The organism is Burkholderia sp. BCC1998, assembly GCF_905339875.1.
Taxonomy (GTDB): Bacteria; Pseudomonadota; Gammaproteobacteria; order Burkholderiales; family Burkholderiaceae; genus Burkholderia.
This window is the reverse complement of record NZ_CAJPHE010000001.1, coordinates 161028-179597: the sequence shown is the minus strand read 5'-3', so window position 1 is coordinate 179597 and position 18570 is coordinate 161028. Positions and strand designations below refer to the sequence as shown.

Sequence of the window (18570 nt, the reverse complement as noted above, 5' to 3'; positions counted from 1 at the left end):
CCCGCCAAATTGCCGGGGGTAATTTGCGAAATACCCCCGGGACTCTACAAAGCGAGGGACAAAATCGCTATAAGACATGACTGAATTGGCAAGGCTCAATTTGAACCAGGGCAATCGCTGAAATATCATTACCCGGCGCGCGCGGCTACCTGACGGTCTGCCTGTCAGTACCTGAAAACCACCGCACCCTCGGAAAGCGGCTGACGCACCGCCAGCGTCGCCGCGACCTCACCGGAACCCGAACCGCCGCCGCAACACCACCAGCGCCGCGAGGCTCAGCACGGCCGCGAACATCAGGTAGAAGCTCGGCGCGGTCTTCATCCCGGTCGCGCGGATCAGCCATGCGATGATGAACGGCCCGAAGCCGCCGAAGATCGTCACCGCGACGTTATACGCGAGCGACATCCCGGTCGTGCGCGTCTGCACCGGAAACACTTCGGACAGCAGCCCCGGCAGCGCCGCGAAATAGCCGGTCATCAAAAACGCAAGCAGCACCTGCAGCGCGATCAGCGTGCCGAAGCCCGGATGCGCGACGAGATACGCGAACGCCGGATAGATCAGCACGAGAATGCCGACGGCCGGCGCGAGCATCACGCGCACGCGGCCGTAACGATCCGACCAGTGGCCGACGAGCGGCGCGAACGCCATCTGGATCACGCCGACGACGAGGATCGCCGCGAACGCGGCCGACGGCGCGAGGCCGAGCTGCTTCACGCCGTAGGTCGGCATGAACAGCACGAGATAGGTCGCGACGGTGCCGAGCACCACCACGCCCATCGCGGCGACGAGCCGCGCCTTGTGCGACGCGAACGTGTCGCGCAGCGGGCTCGCGGTGCTTTCCGCCGCGAGGAATTCGGGCGTCTCGTCGACCTTCGAGCGGATGTAGTACGCGACGGGCCCGAGCAGCAGCCCGAAAAAGAACGGGATGCGCCAGCCCCACGCGGCCATCTGCTCGGCCGTGAGCTGCGCGTTCAGCACGGTGCCGAAACCCGCCGCGAGCAGCGTCGTGAGCCCCTGGCTCGCGACCTGCCAGCTCGCGAAGAAACCGCGCCGCCCGGGCACATGCTCGGCCAGGAACGCGGTCGCGCTGCCGAATTCGCCGCCGGCCGAAAAGCCCTGCATCAATCGCGCGGCGACGAGGATCAGCGGCGCCGCGACGCCGATCGTCTGGTAGGTCGGCAGTACCGCGATGACCAGCGTGCCGGCCATCATCAGCAGGATCGACAGCGTGAGCGCGGCCTTGCGGCCCGCGCGGTCGGCGTACGCGCCGAGCACGATCGCGCCGAGCGGGCGCATGAAGAACGACACACCGAACGTGCCGAGCGTGAGCAGCAGCGACACGGTGTCGTTGCCGGCCGGAAAGAACAGCTTCGAGATCGTCACCGCGAAGAAGCCGTAGACGACGAGGTCGAACCATTCGAGCGCGTTGCCGATCGACGCGGCGACCACCGCGCGCCATACGCGCGACGACGAAGCAATGGAGCTGGACTGCGTGACGGCGTGCATCGGCGATCTCCTTGTCGTTGTACGTTCTGTCCGACGCGTCCGTTCTCGCGCCGCGAGCTGTGCGCACGATTATAGGCGCGCAAAAAAAACCGCCGCGCCCCCGAACAACGGGAGCGCGGCGGCTGGCACGCGACGGGCCGGCGAGCGTGACGCGGCGGCCGGCCCGGCCGGGCGCGTTACTGCTGCTTGACGGCTTCGGCCGTGATCAGCAGCTTCGTCTTCATCTTGAAGCCGTACTGCTTGCCGTAGTCGAGGCCGAAATCGTCGCGGCTGAATTCGCCGACCGCGTCGACACCGCACACTTCACGCTTGAGCATCGGATGCGGCATGCACTTGAACGAATCGATCTTCAGCGTGAGCGGCTTCGTGACGCCGTGCAGCGTCAGGTTGCCGACCACCGACACCGGCTTGTCGCCGTCGAACTTGATGGTGCCCTTGTAGTTCGCCTGCGGGAACTTGGAGACGTCGAAGAACTCGGCCGTCTGCAGGTGCTCGTCGAGCTTCGCGCTGCCCGTCTGGATCGACGCGACGTCGGTCGTCACGTCGACCGTGCCGGTCTTCGCCGCGCGGTCGAGCGTCACGCTGCCGCTCGACTTGTCGAACTTGCCGCGCCAGACCGACAGGCCGCCGAAGTGGTCGGCCTCGAAGCTCGGGTACGTGTGGCTCGGGTCGAACTGGTACGTCGCGCTGTCGGCGAATGCCGAGAACGACAGCGAGGCGGCCAGCGCGCCCGCGGCGATGATCAGATGCTTTTTCAAATGCTTTCTCCTTGGAACAGCGCCGCGCCCTCGCGCGGCATTCGGGGTGATGCGACAGCCCGCCGCTTACTTCGTGGCGACGAGATGGAACTTGATCTGCACTTCGTCGGCGACGATCGACGTGTCCTTCCACTCGCCGGTGCCGACGTTGAACGCCGAACGCTTGATCGGCAGCACGCCGTCGAAGGTCTGCGTCGCGCCGCTCTGCGTGACCGTGACGGGCACGGTGACGGTCTCGGACTTGCCCTTGATCGTCAGCTTGCCGGTCACGTTGTACTTGTTGCCGCCGGCCGGCGCGATCGCCGACGACGCGAAGGTCGCCTGCGGATACGCCTTCGCGTCGAACCAGTCCTTGCCCGCGACCTGGTCGTTGTACATCTTGTCGCCGAGGTCGAAGCTCGCGATGTCGATCGACATTTGCGCGCTGCCCTGCGCCGCCTTCGCGGGGTCGAACTTCACCTGCGCGGAGAACTTCTTGAACGCGCCTTCGGTCGGCACGTTCATCTGCTTCGACACGGCGGACACCTTGCTCTTCGAGAGATCGACGTCGGCATGCGCCGCGGCCGACGCGACAAGTGACACCGCGGCGAACGCGGTCAGCATGGAGCGGGAGAAAGACACTTTCATGGGATCCTTCATTTGGCAGAGGGAAGCATCCGCGACAGCAGGCCGTCGCGGTCCAACAACTGGTGCTTGAGCGCCGCGAGCACGTGCATGGCGACGAGCGCAAGCAGAATGTAATTCAAGGACACGTGCAGCGTCTTGAAGGTTTCCTTCAGCACCGGATCGGGATCGATCAGGCGCGGCAGCGGCAGGATGCCGAGGTAGACGACCGGGATGTTCGATGCCGAGCTGTACAGGTAACCCGTTACCGGGATCACGATCATCAGCACGTACAGCAGCATGTGCACGCCGTGCGACACCGCGCGCTGCCACGCCGGCGTGTCGCCCGGCAGCGGCGGCGGCACATGGGTCGCGCGCCACAGCACGCGCACGACGGCCAGTGCGAACACCGTCACGCCGATCCACTTGTGCCACGAGAAGTACTTCAGCTTCGTCGGCGTGAAGCCGGGGATGTCGGTCATGACCCAGCCGAGTGCGAAGCCGCAGACGATCAGCAGCGCGATCAGCCAGTGCAGCGCGATCGCGGTGTGCGCGTAGCGTGCCGGCCCGGCCGGCGGCGATTTCGATGCCATCTTGGATTCCTCAGTTGAGCGAACGGCTGCGCCGGCCCATTCGTCCGACGCTTGTCAAGGCCGCCATGCTACCGCAACCTTTTGCCACGCGCGGACTCTGAGGACACGCGCGCCAGCCGGCTGCCATGTTTACGCCATGTTACCGACCGGTCACGCGGCAACCAGGCGTTGACACGTCGAAAAAGCCGTTTTGGTAAGATTGGCGCGGGTTCCGGCCCCGTCGACGCGTCTCCCGCCCGTCGCACAACCGCTTTTCCCATGCAACGACACGACCTGATTGCCTGCCACGAATGCGACGCACTGTTGCATAAACCGCACCTCGCGCGCCGCGAAATCGCACGCTGCCCGCGGTGCGACGCGCTGCTCTATCGCGACAGCACCACGCAGATCGAGCGAATCAGCGCGCTGGCGGTCGCGGCGCTCGTCACGTTCATCATCGCGCAGGGGTTCCCGATCCTCGAAATGGACCTGAACGGCACCCGCGTTCAGACGACGCTGATCGGCGCGATCGACGCGCTGTGGCATCAGGACATGGAGATCGTCGGCGTGATGGTGTTCTGTTCGACCGTGCTGTTCCCGCTCGTCGAGATGGCCGCGCTGCTTTACGTACTGCTGCCGATCCGGCGTGGCGTCGTGCCGCCGGGCCTGAACTTCGTGCTGCGCATGATCCAGTTCGTGCGGCCGTGGGGGATGATCGAGGTGTTCATGCTCGGGATCCTCGTGACGATCGTGAAGATGGTGAGCCTCGCGCGCGTCGTGCCCGACGCGGCGCTGTTCGCGTTCGCCGCACTCACGCTGATGACCGCCGTCGTGCTGATGTTCGATCCGCGCACGCTGTGGGACATGGCCGACGACCTGCGCGCCGGGCGCTCGCCCGTGCGGCCCGACACCACCCCGCCGCGACCGGAAGCCCCCCGCCGATGACGACGCCGACCGCCGCCCGCGAGGGCTACGCCAGCTGCCACGCATGCGGGCTCGTGCAGACGATCGACCATCCGCACGCGCATTGCGCGCGCTGCGGCAGCGCGCTGCACATCCGCAAGCCGAACAGCATCATGCGTACGTGGGCGCTGCTGATCGCGGCCGCGATCCTCTATATTCCGGCGAACCTGCTGCCGATCCTGCACACGTCGTCGATCGTCGGCTCGCAGGAAGACACGATCATGAGCGGCGTCATCTATTTCTGGACGTCCGGCGACTGGCCGCTCGCGGTCGTCGTGTTCGTCGCGAGCATCCTCGTGCCGATGCTCAAGCTCGGCGTGCTGACGATCCTCGTCACCAGCGCGCAGCGGCGTGCCACGTGGCGGCCGCTGCAGCGCACGCGCCTGTTCCGGATCGTCGAGCGGATCGGCCGCTGGTCGATGCTCGACATCTTCGTCGTGACGCTCACCGTCGCGCTCGTCCATTTCCGTTCGCTCGCCGTCATCACGGCCGGCCCCGGCGCGCTCGCGTTCGGCTCGGTCGTGATCCTGACGATGCTCGCGTCGATGCAGTTCGATCCCCGCCTGATCTGGGATCCAGTCGAAACCTCAGGGAAACACCATGAATAGTCCGCAAGGCCCGCAGCACGATGCGTCCCGGCCGCCCGATCCGGCGATCTCGACGAAAAGCGGCTGGCTGCCGTCGCTCGTCTGGCTCGTGCCGCTGATCGCCGCGCTGATCGGCATCGGCCTCGTGATCAAGTCCGTGCGCGAGCGCGGCCCGGAAATCTCGATCAGCTTCCACAGCGCGGAAGGGCTCGAGCCGGGCAAGACGCAGGTCAGGTACAAGGACGTCGAGATCGGCACGGTCAAGACGATCAAGCTGTCGAAAGACCTGTCGCGCGTGCTGGTGCAGGTGCAGCTGAAGAAGGAAGCCGAGGACTTCGCGATCAAGGGCTCGCGCTTCTGGATCGTGCGTCCGCGCATCGGCGCGACCGGCGTGTCGGGGCTCGGCACGCTGCTGTCGGGTGCGTACATCGGCGTCGATGCCGGCCACGGGCAGGACACGCAGACCGACTTCACCGGCCTCGAGACGCCGCCGCCCGTGACCGGCGACCAGAAGGGCACGCAGTACGTGCTGCGCGGCGATTCGCTCGGCTCGGTCGACATCGGCTCGCCCGTCTACTACCGCCGCGTGCAGGTCGGCCAGGTGGTCGGCTTCTCGCTCGACAAGGACGGCACCGGCGTTACGTTCAACGTGTTCGTCAATGCGCCGTACAACCAGTACGTCGGCGTGAACTCGCGCTGGTGGCAGGCGAGCGGCGTCGACCTGCGGCTCGATTCGAGCGGCCTGAAGCTGAACACGCAGTCGCTCGCGACGGTGATCCTCGGCGGCATCGCGTTCCAGACGCCGCCGAACCAGGACAGCGGCGCGACGGCGCCGAACAACACGACCTTCCGCCTCGGCTCCGACGAGGCCGACGCGATGCGCGATCCGGACGGCCAGCCGCTGCAGGTCGTGATGAACTTCAACCAGTCGCTGCGCGGGCTCGCGGTCGGCGCGCCGGTCGACTTCCGCGGCATCGTGCTCGGCGAAGTCACGAACATCGGCATCGACTTCGATCCGAAGACCAAGAACTTCCTGATGCCGGTAACGATGAACGTGTATCCGGAGCGGCTCGGACCGCGCTTCCGCGAAACGATCGAAAGCAAGGGCGAACCGGCCCGCCGCGAGATCGTCGAGCGCCTGGTCCAGCACGGGCTGCGCGGCCAGCTGCGCACGGGCAACCTGCTGACGAGCCAGTTGTACGTCGCGCTCGACTTCTTCCCGAAGGCGCCGGCCGTGAAGATCGACACAGCGCGCCAGCCGCTCGAGCTGCCGACCGTGCCGAACACGCTCGACGAACTGCAGCTGCAGGTCGCCGACATCGCGAAGAAGCTCGACAAGGTGCCGTTCGACCAGATCGGTGCGAACCTGAACAGCGCGCTGTCGAATGCCGACAAGCTGTTCAAGCAGCTCGACACGCAGGTCGCGCCGGAAGCGCGCGACACGCTGTCGGCCGCGCGGCAGACCTTCTCGACCGCCGAGGTGACGCTGCAGCAGGATTCGCCGCTGCAGTCCGACGTGCGCGGTGCGCTGAAGGAACTCACGCGCACGCTGCAATCGCTGAACGCGCTCGCCGACTATCTGGAGCGCCATCCCGAATCGCTGCTCAAGGGCAAATCAGGAGATCGATAATGACGACGACACGCGTGAACGTCCTCGCGAGCGGCGCGGCGGCAGTGTTCGCCGCGCTCGCGCTCGCCGCGTGCAGCTCGCCGCCCGCGCGGTTCTATACGCTGAGCCCGGCCGACGCCGCGGCGCCCGTGCGCACCGCACCCGCCAACCCGCCGTTCCTGATCGAGGTGCCGTCCGTCGGCGTGCCCGAACAGGTCGCGAAGAACCAGCTCGTCGTGCAGAAGAACGCCGCGCAGGTCGACGTGCTCGAGCAGGAACGCTGGGCCGCGCCGCCCGCCGACGAGATTCGCCGCGCGCTGTCCGACGACCTCGCCGCACAGCTCGGCACGATCGATGTCGCGAATTCCGCGTATCCGGCCGGCGTGCCCGTCTATCGGATCAGCGTGAACGTGCAGCGCTTCGAGTCGTGGCCCGGCAAGCGTGCGGCGATCGATGCGGTGTGGAGCGTGCGCGCGGTCGGCACGCAGGCACTGATGACCTGCCGCACGAGCGTCGCGGAACCGGTCGCCGACGGCTACGACGCGCTCGTCGCCGGTCACCGGCGCGCGCTCGACGTGATTGCATCGCAGGCCGCGTCCGGCGTGCGCGCGCTCGCCGCGCGGCGCGGCTCGACGGCTGCCTCGGCCCCGTCGACGACCGCGTCCGGCAAGGCAGCGGCCGCCGCGCCCGTCATACCCTGCCCGGCCAATCCGACGCCCGGCGGCGACGCGAGCGCGAGCGTCAAGTCCGGCGCGTAAGCGCGGCGCGCGGCCGGCGTCCGGTGCCTGCGCGCCTGCGACCGGATTCGGCACGCGCCGCCCGATAGTCCTCGCCGGCATCGATCCGCGTGCGCGCGCCGCCGCGCACGCGAACCCGCCGCCCTCGTCGCCACGGCCGACGCAGCACGGCATCCATCGGCCGGACGGCCGCTTTGCAGTGTTTGTCAAAATCCGCCGGAACCGGCGCCATGCAATGCGGTCGGCTTGCGTTTTCGCGCCCGATTGACGATCCTACGCACTTTCCGGCGCGTGCCGCGTGCCGCGTGCCACCTGTCGCGCGCGCCAGCCGGCGGCGATCCGCCCGTTGTGGCCGGTCCGGCCGCCGCGTCTCCCGGAGCTCGCACGCGTGTTCGCGTGCACCGCATCGGGGCAGCCGCATCGCGGGTCGCCGCGCATCGTCCGGCATCCCGACCAGCTTCACCGTTCTCGCCGGCGCCGCGCCGTGTGTTCCCGCCGGCATCCCGAACCCGCCCGTCCAGGGCTATCGCTATTCCGTTTATGTTTCGTTCCCTGACGACCCTGATCAAGAAGTGGCGCGCGTCGCGCAATGCGGGCCACCAGCTCGATGCGCTGCTCGCGCATGCCGACGCGGACGCGCCGTACGCCGAGCGCAGCGAATGGCTGATCGAGCTCGCGCACTGGCTGCGCCGCAACGGCGCGATGCAGGCCGCGCACGACACGCCGGCCGCACGCGATGCCGACGCACGCGCGTATCCGGCGCACGCGCGGCTGCGCTACCTGTTCCACGTGCTCGACCGCAACCCGGCATGGAAATCGCACGCGGCGCGCATCCTGCGCGGGATCCTGCGCGAATGCGACGGCATCTCGCTGCTGTGCGACGCCGGGATGCCCGTGCATTCCGGTTTCTTCGGCGCGCTGTTCGAGCGCATCGACTCGTCGCTGATCCCGCCGGCGCCGAACCGCCGCGAGCTGACGGCGCTGTTCACGCTGATGTTCCCGACGCCGGAAGACGCGCAATGGATCGACGCGCTGCCCGACGACCTGCTTGCCCGCCTCGCCGAGCTGATCTCGTTCGACGTCACCGACGAAGAACGCCACGAGCCCGGCTCGTTCTCGCGCGACCTGCTGGCCGCGCTGCACAACCTGACCTGCCAGATCAGCTCGACCGGCCTGTCGCAGACGGTGCGCAGCCGCCTGTCCGACGACGACGCGCGCAAGCCGCTCGAAACGCAGCCGTTCTACCGCCTCACGCGTGCGATGCTCGCGGTCGAGACCGCCCACGCGGCCGTCGAGGACGGCGGCGACCCGAGCAAGCTGCTGCACGAGGTGAATTACCTGCGCGTGCTGCTCGACGAATGCCGGATCGCGGTCGACGACGTGTTCGCGCACCTGTACCGCAACGGCGTGTCGGTCGACATCGTGTTCCAGGTCGAACGGATGCGCATGCGCATCCTGCGCGCGGAACTGCTGCTCAACGCGTGGATGGCACGCGACGACCTGCGCGGAATGGCGCGCCTGACGGCCGAGCTCGTCGACGCGAACCAGAACAGCCAGAGCGTGTCGCACCTCGTGCGCAGCAACTTCTCGCTGTTCGCGCGCAAGCTCGTCGAGACCAACGCGGACACCGGCGAGCACTACATCTCGCGCGGCCGCGCCGAGTATCTGAAGATGCTGCGGATGGCCGCGGGCGGCGGCCTCGTCACCGTCGTGACCGTGTGCGTGAAGTTCGCGATCACGGGCGCGCACCTGCAGTCGATGCTCGAAGGGCTGCTCGCGGGCGTCAACTACGCGGCGAGCTTCATGCTGATGCACTTCCTGCACTTCACGCTCGCGACCAAGCAGCCCGCGATGACCGCGCCGACGCTCGCGCGCGAGCTCGACGACACCGGTCACGAGGAAGGCGTGAAGGCGTTCGTCGCGTCGGTGATCGCGCTGATCCGCACGCAGGCCGCGGCGATCTCCGGCAACGTGCTCGTCGTGCTGCCCGTGTGTCTGCTCGTTCAACTTTTCGCGGGCAACCTGCTGCACGCGAACCTGATCTCGCCGGAAAAGGCGCACGCGACGCTGCATTCGTTCTCGCTGCTGGGCCCGACGCCGTTCTACGCGGCGCTCACCGGCGTGCTGCTGTGGGCGTCGAGCCTGCTCGCGGGCTGGGCCGACAACTGGTTCGTGCTGCACCGGGTCGGCGATGCGCTCACGTACAACCGCCGGCTGCGGCTCACGCTCGGCGCGGCGGGCGCCGCGAAACTCGCGCACTTCTGCCGGTCGAACGTCGCGGGCGTGGTCGCCAACGTCGGCCTCGGCCTGATGCTCGGCCTGATTCCCGCGATCGTCACCGTGTTCCTGTTCCCGTTCGAGGTGCGGCACGTGACGCTGTCGGCCGGCTCGATCGGGATCGCGCTCGGCGTGCTCGGCAAGGGCGCGCTGAGCACGCCCGAACTCTGGTGGGCCGGCGCCGGCGTGCTGAGCATGGCGATCCTCAACGTGCTCGTGAGCTTCGCGCTCGCGTTCACGATGGCCGTGCGCTCGCGCAGCCTGCGCCGCACCAAGGTGCGCGCGCTGGTCGGCGCGATCGTCCGCACGGTGCTCGCGAAGCCGTCCGCGCTGTTCTGGCCGGCCGGCGGAACGGCCGCGCGCGCCGGCCAGACGGGCTCGCACTGAGCGTTCGACGGCGGCGCGCCTGCCTGGGCGGGCGCCGCCGCGCGGCCCGGCGGGCCGCCGTCACGGCCGGCCGACCCGCGCCGGCGTCCCGAATCCGACGCAACGCCGGCCCCGGGCGCCCGCGCCGCGTACAATAGTGGACTTTTGCACGTCCTCACCCGCCTTATGTCCTCGCCCACCCTGTACGAATTCTTCGCTCCCTGCCCGCGCGGCCTCGAAGCGGCGCTTGCCGCCGAGCTGGCCGAAATCGCCGGCCGCCATCTGGACGGCGCGCCGTTCACCGCGGGCGCGCAGGTGCCGGGCGGCGTCCATTTCCGTGGCGGCTGGGCCGCCGGCATGGCCGCGAACCTCCATTCGCGAATCGCGAGCCGGATCCTGCTGAAGATCGCGCACCGCCCGTACCGCAACGAACAGGACGTCTACGCGCTCGCGCTCGAGCAGCCGTGGGAACGCTGGTTCGCGTCGACGCAGACGCTGCGCGTCGACATCACCGCGATCAAGTCGCCGCTGAAGAGCCTCGAGTTCGCGACGCTGCGCGTGAAGGACGCGATCTGCGACCGGATGCGCGACAAGACCGGTTCGCGCCCGAGCATCGACACCGGCGCGCCTGACGTGCGCGTCTTCGCGTTCCTGACGGCCACCGAGTGCACGCTGTACCTCGATACGTCGGGCGAGCCGCTGTTCAAGCGCGGCTGGCGCCTCGACAAGGGCGCGGCGCCGCTGCGCGAGAACCTCGCGGCCGGCATCCTGCGCCTGACGGGCTGGACGCCCGGCACCGCGCTGTACGACCCGATGTGCGGCAGCGGCACGTTCCTCGCGGAAGCCGCGCAGATCGCGCTCGGCGTCGCGCCGGGCGTCGAGCGCCGGTTCGGCTTCGAGAAGCTCAAGCAGTACGACATCACCGCATGGCAGGGCCTGAAGGTCGCGGCGCTCGACGCGAAACGCGCGGCGCGCGGCAAGCGCGATTCGCTCGGCGTATACGGCAGCGACATCTCGGGCGACATGCTCGAGAAGGCGCGCGCGAACCTCGAGCGCGCGGGCGTGCCGTCGGTGTGGCTCAAGCAGGTCGACGCGCGCGGCATGACGCCGCCGTGCGACGGCCCGGGCATCATCCTCGCGAACCCGCCGTACGGCGAGCGGATCGAGGTGCGCGGCCGCAGCGCGCGCGGCGAGGTGCGCGAGACGGGCCGCAACCGCGGCAACGACGACGCATTCCGCCGCACGCACACCGACGCGCCGGACAGCGAGTTCTTCAACGCGCTCGGCGATGCGCTCAAGCAGCGCTTCACCGGCTGGCAGGCGTTCCTGCTGACGTCGGACCGCTCGCTGCCGGGCCAGCTGCGCCTGCGCGAATCGGCGAAGACGCCGCTGTTCAACGGCGCGCTCGAATGCCGGCTGTTCCGCTTCGACCTGATCGCCGGCAGCGTGAAGGCACGCCCGGCCACGCCGGAAGGCGACGCCTGATACGCGAGGCGGCGGCTGCGGCCGCCTGCTGACACCCTGACGATGCCCGGCCAATCGGCCGGGCATTTTTCTTTCCGCCGCACCCAGGCGAGCGGCGCCACGCGCGCCGCCGAAGTCCCGCGCGGTCGTTGTGGGAGCGAAGCCGCCATTTGTCAGCGTCATTTGTCAGCGTCGCCACGACTACTGACAGCACGCTGTCAGCAGCCCCCGGTCACACTGCAATCCCGGCGCAATGCAAGGCTGGTTTCCATCAAGAACCCGAACAACACGGAGCTCGTCATGACGTCCGCAACTGCAACCGACACCGCAACCCTGGAACGCGCGATCGCGTGGTTCGACATCCCGTCCCTCGATTTCGACCGGGCGATCCGTTTCTACGAAACCGTGCTGCAGACGACGCTGCAGCGCGAAGTCATCGGCGGCGTGCCGATGGCCATGTTCGATCACGAAGCGTCGAGCACGGGCGGCAGCATCGTGTTCGATCCGCAGCAGATGAAGCCGAGTGCGAACGGCGTGCTCGTCTACCTGAACGCCGGCGAGTCGGTCGTCGCGGCACTCGAACGCGCGAAGCGCGCGGGCGGCGTCGTGCAGGGTTCGGTCGTCGAGTTGCCGAACAACTACGGCTACATCGGCTACCTGATCGACACCGAAGGCAACCGCGTCGGCCTGCACGCGCCGAAATGCCACTGAGCGCGTCCACCCTCCGGCGGGCGCGGCGCTATCATCGCGAAGTCCCCGTAGCCGTTGGAGTCGAGGTGCAGCCATGACGCGCCGTGCCGACCGCCTGTTCCAGATCGCCGAGCTGCTGCGCGGGCGACGTCTCACGACCGCGCAGCAGCTCGCCGACTGGCTGTCGGTGTCGCCGCGCACGGTCTATCGCGACGTGCGCGACCTGCAGCTGTCGGGTGTGCCGATCGAAGGCGAAGCCGGCATCGGCTACCGGCTGAACCGCAACGCGAGCCTGCCGCCGCTCACGTTCACGGCCGAGGAGCTCGCGGCGCTCGCGGCCGGCGCGCGCATGCTCGAGACCTGGGGCGGCGCGCGCTTCGCGGGCGGCGCGCGTTCGGCGCTCGCGAAGATCGCGTCGGCGATGCCGGCCGACAAGCGCACCGCGCTCGATCGCCTGCCGGTGTTCGCGCCGTCGTTCCACATCGACGAGACGTTCTGCGCGAAGGTCGACGCGATCCACCAGGCGGTCGACACGCATCACGTCGTCAGCTTCGACTACCGCGACCGGCTCGGCGCGCACACGAAGCGCCGCGTGTGGCCGCTCGGGCTCGTCTACTGGGGCGGACGCTGGACGATCGGCGCATGGTGCGAGCTGCGCGACGACTTCCGCACCTTCGACATCGCGCGGATGGGCGACATCTCCGTGCACGAGCAGTTTCCGGACATGGAAGGCCGGCGGATCGCCGACTACATGCGGATCGCGGAAGCGCCGATGCGCTGAGGCGGGCAGGCTCGGGCCGCTGCCCGCTGAATGACGCGCCGCGGTTCGGCTGTTCGGCTGTTCGGCTACCTGGTTGTCCGGCGGTCTGGCTGGCTGTCCGGCCGCCCGACTGTCTGGTTGTCCGGCTGGCTGTCCGGCCGCCCGACTGTCAGGCCACCTCGCCGCCATTCGCACACCGGGGCGTCCGCGCCCCGGTCGCACCCGTCACTCGCCGAACACCACCGACCGCTTCGGCCGCTCGTCGACGTGCAGCGAAAACACGTCCGGGCGCGCATAGTGCCCGACCACATCGAAGTCGTAACGCGCGCGCACGAGTTCGTCGGTATCGATGCGCGCAGTCACGAGTCCGGCCTCGCCGATCAGCGGCTCGGTCAGCAGGTCGCCGAGCGGCCCGACGATCACGCTGCCGCCGCGGATCAGCGGCCGCTCAGGATCCCAGCCCGGCACGTCGATGCCGAGCGCGCGCGGCGACGGCTGCACCTGGCAGGCGCTCACGACGAAGCAGCGTCCCTCGTGCGCGATGTGCCGCATGGAGCTTTGCCACAGGTCGCGCTCGTCGACGGTCGGCGCGCACCAGATCTGCACGCCTTTCGCATACATCGCGCAGCGCAGCAGCGGCATGTGGTTCTCCCAGCAAATCACGGCGCCCGCGCGGCCCGCGGCCGTGTCGACCACCGGCAGCGTCGAGCCGTCGCCCTGCCCCCAGATCAGCCGTTCGGTGCCGGTCGGCATCAGCTTGCGGTGCTTCGCGACGAGCCCGTCGCGCGGATCGAAGAACAGCGCCGTGCAGTACAGCGTGCTGCCGCCGCGCTCGATCACGCCGACCACGAGGCTCGCGCCCGTGCGCTGCGACAGCGCGGCCAGTTCGTCGGTTTCGGGGCCCGGCACGTCGATCGCCTGCGCGGCGTAGCGCGTATACGCGTCGCGGCCCTCGGGCAGCCGGTAGCCGAGCCGCGTGCCGAAGATCTCGCCTTTCGGATAGCCGCCGAGCACGGCTTCGGGCAGCACGACGAGCGACGCGCCGCTGTCGCGGATCGCGGTTTCGTAGCCGAGGATCGTGTCGAGCGTGGCGCGCGTGCCGGCGGGCGATGCGCCGATCTGCAGCGCGGCGATGACTGAGGTGGACATGACGACGTCTCCGGTGAATGGGGTGACGCCATCTTTATCGATATCATTTCATCGATCAAATCGATACAACGATAACTGACATGAATACGGATGATATCGCCGGGCTCGACCTGAACCTGCTGAAGGTGTTCGAGGCGCTGTACGAGGAAGGCGGCGCGAGCCGCGCGGCGCTGCGGCTCGGCCTCACGCAGTCGGCCGTCAGCGCGGCGCTCGCGCGGCTGCGCGTAATCTACGCCGACCCGCTGTTCGTGCGCACCGGCCGCGGGCTCGCGCCGACGCCGCGCGCGGACGAGCTCAAGCCGATCCTGTCCGACGCGCTCGACCGCTGCCGCGCGAGCCTCGCGATCGCGGCCGACGGCGGCGAGCGGGTCGGCCGCACGATCTCGATCGGGCTGTCGGACGACTTCGAGATCGCGCTCGGCCGCGCACTGATCGACGCGGTCGCGCGGGAAGCCGCGGGCATCCGGCTGATCTTCCGGCAGACCCACAGCGGCATCGCGGGCGACGCGCTGCTGCGGCACGGCGTCGATCTCGCGATCGCGTCGGGCGGGTTCTCGGCGAACGGGCTCAGCCGGCGCGCGGTCGCGACGGGCGGCTACGCATGCCTGATCGATCCGGCCGGCCGGGCGCGCGCGCCGCGCACGCTCGCGCTCGCCGATTTCCTGCGGCGCGATCACCTGCTCGTGTCGTCGGGCGGCGTGATCGGGATCGTCGACGAGGCGCTGGCCGCGCTCGGCCACAAGCGGCGCGTGGCGGCGTCGACCACGCATTTCGCGGCGCTGCCGTACCTGCTCGCCGGCTCCGACGCGGTGGCGACGATACCGGCGCACGCGGCCCGCGCGATCGCGCAGTCGACGTCGCTTCGCGCGCTCGCATGCCCGGTCGAGCTGCCGCGCTACCCGGTGGAAATCGGCTGGCGCACGAGCACGCAGCGCGACCCGGCGATCGTGCGCGTGCGGGACACGGTCGCCGCCTGCGTCGCGACGATCGTCGCGCCATAAAAGGGCGCGATACGGCGTGCACTGGTGAGGCGAGGGCGCAAGACCGGGGTCGGATTCGTCTAACGTAATGGCCGGCAGCGTCCGGGCGCAACCGGTAAAATGCCAATCCATGAAACCCGAAATCTGGACCCCGCATGTGACCGTCGCGGCGCTCGTCGAGCGCGCCGGTCGCTTTCTCGTGATCGAGGAAGAAACCTCGACGGGCCTGCGCATCAACCAGCCGGCCGGCCATCTCGAGGCCGGCGAGACGCTCGCCGACGCCGTAATCCGCGAGACGCTCGAGGAAACCGCGCATCCGTTCGTCCCCGATGCGCTCGTCGGCGTCTATCTCGCGCACTACGACCGCCCCGGCAGCGCCGGCGCGACCTACCTGCGCTTCACGTTCTGCGGCACGGCCGGCGAGCCGCTGCCGGGCCACGTGCTCGACGACGGCATCGTCCGCACGCTGTGGATGAGCGCCGACGAGCTGCGCGCGTGCAGCGAGCGTCACCGCTCGCCCGCGGTGATGCGCTGCGTCGACGACTATCTGGCCGGGCGGCGCATTCCGCTCGATTTCGTGCACACGCATTCGGTCGCGCCGCGCCCGGACGCATTCGACCGTCAGGCGGTAAACAAATGAGCAAGCGCCGTGTAGTAGTGGGCATGTCGGGCGGCGTCGATTCGTCGGTGACCGCGTGGCTGCTGAAGGAACAGGGATACGACGTGGTCGGCCTGTTCATGAAGAACTGGGAAGACGACGACGACGGCGAATACTGCTCGACGCGCCAGGACTGGATCGACGTGGTGTCGGTGGCCGACCTGATCGGCATCGACGTGGAAGCCGTGAACTTCGCGGCCGAATACAAGGACCGCGTGTTCGCCGAATTCCTGCGCGAATATTCGGCCGGCCGCACGCCGAACCCGGACGTGCTGTGCAACGCCGAGATCAAGTTCAAGGCGTTCCTCGACCACGCGATGTCGCTCGACGCGGAAATGATCGCGACCGGCCACTACGCGCGCGTGCGCGAGCGCGACGGCGGTTTCGAACTGCTGAAGGCATTCGATCATACGAAAGACCAGTCGTACTTCCTGCACCGGCTGAACCAGGCACAACTGTCGAAGACGATGTTCCCGCTCGGCGAGATCCCGAAGACGAAGGTGCGCGAGATCGCCGCGCAGATCGGCCTGCCGAACGCGAAGAAGAAGGACTCGACGGGCATCTGCTTCATCGGCGAACGGCCGTTCCGCGACTTCCTGAACCGCTATCTTCCGACGAAACCCGGCCCGATGAAGACGCCGGACGGCAAGGTGGTCGGCGAGCACATCGGCCTCGCGTTCTACACGTTCGGCCAGCGCAAGGGCATCGGCCTCGGCGGCAGCAAGGACGGCAGCGGCGAGCCGTGGTTCGTCGCGGCGAAGGACATCGCGTCGAACACGCTGTACGTCGTGCAGGGCCACGACCATCCGTGGCTGCTGTCGCGCGAGCTCGTCGCCGGCAACGTGAGCTGGGTCGCGGGCGAGCCGCCGGCCGACGGCTTCGCGTGCGGCGCGAAGACGCGCTACCGGCAGGCCGATGCGGCATGCGCGTTCGGCGCCGTCGCACCCGGCCCGGCCGGCGAAGCCCGCTTCTCGCTCGCCTTCGACGACGCGCAATGGGCCGTCACGCCCGGCCAGTCGGCCGTGCTGTACGACGGCGAGATCTGCCTCGGCGGCGGCATCATCGAGTTCGCGGCCACCGGCCAGCCCGGCCAGACGGCGCCGGCACCGGCGGCAGCCCGCGCGGGTGCGCTCGCCGAAGCACGCTGACATCCATTCGGTTTAGACTTGCGGCACGCCGCGCCCGGCGGAACACGATTCCGCCGCGGCCGGTGCGCCGCCGCGCAGCGTACGCATGGCGGCATTTCAAGATTCTTACGGAGTCCCCATGCTTTCCAGACGCTACCTCGCGATGTGGTGTGCCGTCCTGCTGCTCGTTGCCGCGGCCGCGCTCGCGTCGATCCACGTGCTTTCCTGGCTGTGGATCATCATCCCCGTCGCCCTCGTCGCCGTCGGCCTGTACGACCTGAACCAGGACCGCCACGCGATCCTGCGCAACTACCCGCTGTGGGGCCATTTCCGCTTCCTGTTCGAGTTCATCCGGCCTGAAATCCGCCAGTACTTCGTCGAGGACGACACCGACGAGAAGCCGTTCTCGCGCGCGCAGCGCAGCCTCGTCTACCAGCGCGCGAAGAACGTCGCCGACAACCGTCCGTACGGCACCGAACTGAACGTGAAGGCCGTCGCGCACGAATGGATCAGCCACTCGCTCGCGCCGACGAAGCTGCCGAACCACGACTTCCGCATCCGGGTCGGCGCGAATCGCGCGCAGCCATACGACATCTCGATCTTCAACATCTCGGCGATGAGCTTCGGCTCGTTGTCCGCGAACGCGATCCGCTCGCTGAACCTCGGCGCGAAGAAAGGCGGGTTCGCGCACGACACCGGCGAAGGCTCGCTGTCGAAGTACCACCGCGAGAACGGCGGCGACATCATCTGGGAAATCGCGTCCGGCTACTTCGGCTGCCGCAACGAGGACGGCACGTTCAACCCGGACAAGTTCGCGAAGCAGGCCGCCGATCCGCAGGTCAAGATGATCGAGATCAAGCTGTCGCAAGGCGCGAAGCCGGGCCACGGCGGCGTGCTGCCGGCCGCGAAGATCACGCCCGAGATCGCCGAGACGCGCGGCGTGCCGATGGGCAAGGACTGCATCTCGCCCGCGACGCACTCGCAATTCTCGACGCCGCGCGGGCTGCTCGAATTCGTCGAACGGCTGCGCACGCTGTCGGGCGGCAAGCCGACCGGCTTCAAGCTGTGCATCGGCCATCCGTGGGAATTCTTCGGGATCGCGAAGGCGATGCTCGAGACGGGTATCGTGCCCGACTTCATCGTCGTCGACGGCGCGGAAGGCGGCACCGGCGCGGCGCCGCTCGAATTCACCGACCATGTCGGCGTGCCGCTGCAGGAGGGCCTGCTGCTGGTGCACAACACGCTCGTCGGGATCGGCGTGCGCGATCGCGTGAAGATCGGCGCGAGCGGCAAGATCATCAGCGCGTTCGACATCGCACGCACGCTCGCGATCGGCGCGGACTGGGTGAACTCGGCACGCGGCTTCATGTTCGCGGTCGGCTGCATCCAGGCGCAGCACTGCCACACCGACCGCTGCCCGACCGGCGTCGCCACGCAGGACCCGGTGCGCCAGCGCGCGCTCGTCGTGCCCGACAAGGCCGAGCGCGTGTTCAACTTCCACCGCAATACGCTGCACGCACTGCAGGAACTCGTGCAGGCGGCCGGCCTCGGCCATCCGTCCGAGCTGCGCGCGCATCACATCGTGCAGCGCGTCGCGCCGCACGAGGTGCGGCTGATGTCGCAGCTGCTGAAGTACCTGAAGCCCGGCGCGTTGCTCGACGGCCAGACCTGCGGCTATACGCTGTACGACAAGTGGTGGCCGATCGCGCGCAGCGATTCGTTCGTGCTCGGCGAAACCGTTTACACGTCGATCGAGTAACGCGC

Annotated in this window: 17 protein-coding genes; 12 read left to right on the top strand and 5 right to left on the bottom strand. The window is 68.7% G+C overall.

What is annotated here, in order from left to right; translation table 11 throughout:
• Positions 1-228: 228 nt before the first annotated feature.
• The 4 genes from U5A56_RS00830 to U5A56_RS00815 form a co-directional block, all read right to left on the bottom strand.
• Complete coding sequence (locus tag U5A56_RS00830; protein WP_321920702.1) at positions 229-1506, bottom strand: MFS transporter; 1278 nt, start codon at positions 1504-1506, stop codon at positions 229-231.
• 176 nt (positions 1507-1682) lie between these two features.
• Positions 1683-2264 (bottom strand): YceI family protein, encoded by a 582-nt coding sequence (locus U5A56_RS00825; RefSeq protein WP_044844018.1) that lies wholly within the window; start codon positions 2262-2264, stop codon positions 1683-1685.
• Between the two features lie 66 nt (positions 2265-2330).
• Entirely contained in the window at positions 2331-2891 is a 561-nt protein-coding gene (locus U5A56_RS00820) for a YceI family protein (protein ID WP_044844136.1), read from the bottom strand.
• An 8-nt stretch (positions 2892-2899) separates the two neighbouring features.
• Positions 2900-3460 (bottom strand): cytochrome b, encoded by a 561-nt coding sequence (locus tag U5A56_RS00815; RefSeq protein ID WP_321920701.1) that lies wholly within the window; start codon positions 3458-3460, stop codon positions 2900-2902.
• A 258-nt stretch (positions 3461-3718) separates the two neighbouring features.
• On the opposite strand from U5A56_RS00815, the gene U5A56_RS00810 reads away from it, so the two are divergent.
• The 8 genes from U5A56_RS00810 to U5A56_RS00775 all read left to right on the top strand — a co-directional run bounded on the left by U5A56_RS00810 (position 3719) and on the right by U5A56_RS00775 (position 12913).
• Positions 3719-4384 carry a paraquat-inducible protein A gene (locus tag U5A56_RS00810; protein ID WP_044844016.1) on the top strand — a complete coding sequence of 222 codons (666 nt, stop codon included), beginning with the start codon at positions 3719-3721 and terminating at the stop codon, positions 4382-4384.
• The gene (locus tag U5A56_RS00805) at positions 4381-5010 is read left to right on the top strand and encodes a paraquat-inducible protein A (RefSeq protein WP_124487981.1); all 630 of its coding nucleotides are present in this window, start codon (positions 4381-4383) and stop codon (positions 5008-5010) included. The genes U5A56_RS00810 and U5A56_RS00805 overlap by 4 nt, the downstream gene beginning before the upstream one ends.
• Positions 5003-6619, top strand: coding sequence for an intermembrane transport protein PqiB (locus tag U5A56_RS00800; protein ID WP_044844014.1), 1617 nt, complete (start codon positions 5003-5005; stop codon positions 6617-6619). The genes U5A56_RS00805 and U5A56_RS00800 overlap by 8 nt, the downstream gene beginning before the upstream one ends.
• Complete coding sequence (locus U5A56_RS00795; protein WP_321920700.1) at positions 6619-7356, top strand: PqiC family protein; 738 nt, start codon at positions 6619-6621, stop codon at positions 7354-7356. Before U5A56_RS00800 ends, U5A56_RS00795 begins: the two co-directional genes overlap by 1 nt.
• 519 nt (positions 7357-7875) lie before the next feature.
• Positions 7876-9999, top strand: coding sequence for a site-specific recombinase (locus tag U5A56_RS00790; RefSeq protein WP_321920699.1), 2124 nt, complete (start codon positions 7876-7878; stop codon positions 9997-9999).
• Positions 10000-10164: 165 nt separating this feature from the next.
• A complete protein-coding gene (locus U5A56_RS00785; protein WP_044848269.1) occupies positions 10165-11463 on the top strand; it encodes a THUMP domain-containing class I SAM-dependent RNA methyltransferase in 1299 nt (432 codons plus the stop codon).
• 279 nt (positions 11464-11742) lie between these two features.
• Complete coding sequence (locus U5A56_RS00780) at positions 11743-12153, top strand: VOC family protein (protein ID WP_044848270.1); 411 nt, start codon at positions 11743-11745, stop codon at positions 12151-12153.
• A gap of 73 nt (positions 12154-12226) precedes the next feature.
• The gene (locus tag U5A56_RS00775) at positions 12227-12913 is read left to right on the top strand and encodes a helix-turn-helix transcriptional regulator (RefSeq protein WP_044848271.1); all 687 of its coding nucleotides are present in this window, start codon (positions 12227-12229) and stop codon (positions 12911-12913) included.
• Between the two features lie 204 nt (positions 12914-13117).
• Here U5A56_RS00775 and U5A56_RS00770 read toward each other — a convergent pair whose 3' ends face one another.
• Positions 13118-14041: a carbon-nitrogen hydrolase family protein gene (locus U5A56_RS00770; protein WP_321920698.1), complete on the bottom strand. Its 924-nt coding sequence runs from the start codon at positions 14039-14041 to the stop codon at positions 13118-13120.
• A gap of 80 nt (positions 14042-14121) precedes the next feature.
• Between U5A56_RS00770 and U5A56_RS00765 the strand changes: the two genes are divergently transcribed.
• The 4 genes from U5A56_RS00765 (at position 14122) to U5A56_RS00750 (ending at position 18565) form a co-directional block, all read left to right on the top strand.
• Positions 14122-15042 carry a LysR family transcriptional regulator gene (locus tag U5A56_RS00765; protein ID WP_321920697.1) on the top strand — a complete coding sequence of 307 codons (921 nt, stop codon included), beginning with the start codon at positions 14122-14124 and terminating at the stop codon, positions 15040-15042.
• 109 nt (positions 15043-15151) lie between these two features.
• Positions 15152-15661 carry an NUDIX hydrolase gene (locus U5A56_RS00760; RefSeq protein WP_124487985.1) on the top strand — a complete coding sequence of 170 codons (510 nt, stop codon included), beginning with the start codon at positions 15152-15154 and terminating at the stop codon, positions 15659-15661.
• Positions 15658-16827 (top strand): tRNA 2-thiouridine(34) synthase MnmA, encoded by a 1170-nt coding sequence (gene mnmA, locus U5A56_RS00755; RefSeq protein ID WP_321920696.1) that lies wholly within the window; start codon positions 15658-15660, stop codon positions 16825-16827. Before U5A56_RS00760 ends, mnmA begins: the two co-directional genes overlap by 4 nt.
• A gap of 118 nt (positions 16828-16945) precedes the next feature.
• The gene (locus U5A56_RS00750) at positions 16946-18565 is read left to right on the top strand and encodes an FMN-binding glutamate synthase family protein (RefSeq protein WP_321920695.1); all 1620 of its coding nucleotides are present in this window, start codon (positions 16946-16948) and stop codon (positions 18563-18565) included.
• Positions 18566-18570 lie beyond the last annotated feature (5 nt).